The 3157-nt window shown below is 53.9% G+C and carries 3 protein-coding genes; all 3 read left to right on the forward strand.

Annotated elements, in window-relative coordinates; all coding sequences use genetic code 11:
* Nucleotides 1-138 precede the first annotated feature (138 nt).
* Nucleotides 139-1674 (forward strand): hypothetical protein, encoded by a 1536-nt coding sequence (locus HNQ59_RS19155; RefSeq protein WP_184041992.1) that lies wholly within the window; start codon nt 139-141, stop codon nt 1672-1674.
* An 11-nt stretch (nt 1675-1685) separates the two neighbouring features.
* Nucleotides 1686-2252 (forward strand): hypothetical protein, encoded by a 567-nt coding sequence (locus HNQ59_RS19160; RefSeq protein ID WP_184041993.1) that lies wholly within the window; start codon nt 1686-1688, stop codon nt 2250-2252.
* A gap of 103 nt (nt 2253-2355) precedes the next feature.
* Nucleotides 2356-3157, forward strand: an 802-nt coding sequence (locus HNQ59_RS19165; RefSeq protein WP_184041994.1) for a hypothetical protein, incomplete at its 3' end; no start/stop codon positions are given.

Below are 3157 nucleotides of genomic sequence, written 5' to 3' on the forward strand. Positions count from 1 at the left end.
CGGTACAGCAACCAAGGCAACCTGCAGGACGAACGCAGCCTGGCCACCCGCAACCACCAGCTGGCACAGGCCCCATTCGAATTCGACCGCGACCCGGCCAACCTGCCCCGCAACGACGTAAGCTACTACCAAGACCAGATGGCGGGTGGCAAGCTGACAAGGATCGAGGGACACAATCCAGCGGACCTCGACACAGACGCACCTTATGACCCGGTACAGGAAGCCAAAGACTGGTCGCGCACCTATGGTGACAGCATTGGTCAGCCGACCGGCGCCGCACCGGTGCAGATTCTGTCGGGTGGGGCGTCAGACCCGAGTGGTGTGCAGAACATCTACACCACAATTGATCGGGATGGCGTCCCCATCCACCGCATCGACGTGATTGCGTCAAGACTGCCCTCGCAAGAAGCAAGTCGCTCATTCCGCGACAGCGTTCAGCACGCCTATGCAGCAGAGCGCGCGGCAGACCATGCCTTCTATGAAAGCTGGAAGGATCAAGCCGTCACAAACGGCGGCCTGCTGGGCGGGCTGCAATATGTACTGGCGGACATGGGCGACCGGCTCAACCAGTTTGGCCACAGCACATCCAGCCAGCTGGACGCAGCCCTGCTGTCCCCTGGCGATGGCCTGACCGGGCTGCGGAATGGCGTGGTTAACTTTGGTCCCAACCTGTTCAACGGGGCGATCAATACCGTCAAGCAGGTAAGCAGCGGTTATGCGCAACTGGCGGGCCTGTTGCCGTTTGTATCGCAGGACATGGTGGATGGCTATACCCGTTCAGAGGCCTGGAATCTTGAGCCGCTACTCAAGAATCAGAATGCAGCACAAGCGGGCGGCGATCTGATCGGTAACCTGCTGCTGGGCGGGGGGCTGTCCAGATATGGCGGCATGAATGTGGGCAAAGCGGCCAGTGGTGCAGGCCGGTGGATGCTGAACGAATTCGGCCCCCAGGCTGGGTTGATGTTTGAGCGTTATCAGTACAAGACGGGATTGGTGCAGTATGCGATGCCGCCGGAATTCAAACTGGGGCGGGTGTCGGGTGGGGTAGAATTGGGGGGCGGGGTTGTTTCACGGAGTACACTTCTGGCACCACAACAGTATGGTCGGATAAAGGCAACTACTTTCGATCAATTTGTAAAGAATACTGAAGGTTGGTTTACTGTTGAAAATGCAATATCCCCAAAAAGTAAAATCAATCCGACGTTTGATGCTCGCTCTGGATGGGAGCAGTATCAAGGAGCATTGAATTCCAGGGATATCCCAGTAATAGGATCATGGAAGACTGGTGATATGAGGTCATTCTTCGATAATACTCCACATGGATATACCTACTTACATGCCGATCCATGGCAGCTTCAAGTGAATGATTCATGGATGCTTGGGCACCTTGAACGTGGTGCCTCCTTCCGTGTGGTATCCGATATTTTTGATGATAACGTACTGCGAACTGCACCGGCTCTTCGCCGCGAAGTGGACTTACTAACTGCCCATGGTTATTCGTTCGTGCCAGAAGAGTTGCCATTCGTCAATTACAGTAACTTACGAGCTAGTGCTAGATTCTGGAAAGAACAGGGAATGGACGTTGCGACGCGTCGCGTTCTAATCGAAAACTCCGTCCCAGGGCCCAATCTGAAAAAAACAAATTCTGGTTGGTTTATCCCTGGTGAGAGATAAGGAGAAATTAAGTGAAAAGCAATGAATCCCTGATTGGTGCTATATCTAGGCTGAAAAAGATGGAGAAAGGTCCAAGCTTTTATGATTTCTCTGCTATCAAGTATATGAGCTTAGGAAAGGATGTTTATTTGGCGGACATTGAGCGCCGAGAGACAAATAGCGACTACGGCCTCGCTTGGCGGGACTTTAAATTGGTACTGGCTAAATTGTCGTCTTTTTCATCGGCAATTCATGACCAAAAATCTCTTGAGCAGATACTGTCTACCTCACTGTTTGCCAGTGGATTACTTGTTGATTATATTGATGATAAATCTCCACTTGTTGGCTTTACTGCCTCGAAGGAACTCTTAAAGCATTTAATATTATGCTCGACGTATATAGGGGGCAACTTTCCGACGATGCATGTTAGATCGGTGCTTTCCATCCTATTTCACTATTCAAAAATGGCAGGGGTGGACTTCAATGAAATAGCAGCTGATGTAATTGAAGAGCGAGACCGTTCTGGACCACCTCATGGAGTGCTATATCAAAAAGTACTACGGGATTTTGATCCTATTGATATTGAGCACCTTCATTAGATGCTTGATGGGAGCTGGAAGCAGACTTCATCGATTGGGTCAGTGTAATTGATTTGCCACTGTTCCATTCCTGCGTCCGACGTACGTTTTCATCTCGTCGGCAATGGGCAGCCGGGCGACATCGCCACCGCCAACCGGCTGGGGCAATACGCAACTGGGCGTGCAGCTGGCCTATGACGCACAAGGACAGCGGGTGGCCGCCTACAGCGAAAAGGACCGGAAGCGGGAAGTGTATGGCTACCGGGCCGATGGCTTCCTGGAGACCACCCACTACGACGGCCAGCTGCAGGCACAACGCGTGCTGGACAAACTGGGCCGCACCCTCAGCTACCTCGACCACCACAACGGCAAAGTGGTGCACACCAGCTATGACCGGGACAACCGCACCCTGCGTGAAGTGCGCTATGACAAGCGCGACGCCAACGAACAGGCCAAGCATCAGACCAGCCTGTACTTCTACGCCGACCCGAACCAGGCGCAGAACCCGCTGCGCGAAGCGAACGACACCCAGCGCGCCGCCTACAAAGGCGAGCTGGCCAAGATCGAAGTCTGGAATGACTGGGGCAGCAAACATGCCGACTGGCAGAACAGCACCCTCTATGACTACGAACTGTGGGACAGCGCCAAGCAGAAGAACATCTGGATCTCGGCCAAGAATCAGTCAGGCCGACTGGGCCGGCTACAGCTGCAATACGACGTCAACGGCTACATCATCCACAACATCGACCAGGAAAGCGGGCGCACGGTACGCTATGTCAACGCCAGCAACGGCCAGATCCTGCAACGCAATGTCACCGAGTCGCTCAAAGACAGTACGGCGCCCAAGCAATACCGCCACTGGTACTACTACGCCAACAACCAGCGCATCGGCGACGTGGCCACCGACCCGGAAGCCAAACTGGTGC

Origin of the sequence: Chitinivorax tropicus (assembly GCF_014202905.1) — a bacterium.
GTDB classification, from domain to species: domain Bacteria; phylum Pseudomonadota; class Gammaproteobacteria; order Burkholderiales; family SCOH01; genus Chitinivorax; species Chitinivorax tropicus.

Bases quoted from the DNA above. Each gene is read 5' to 3' on its own strand.
- HNQ59_RS19155 (WP_184041992.1), top strand. From the start codon at position 139: ATGGCGGGTGGCAAGCTGACAAGGATCGAGGGACACAATCCAGCGGAC.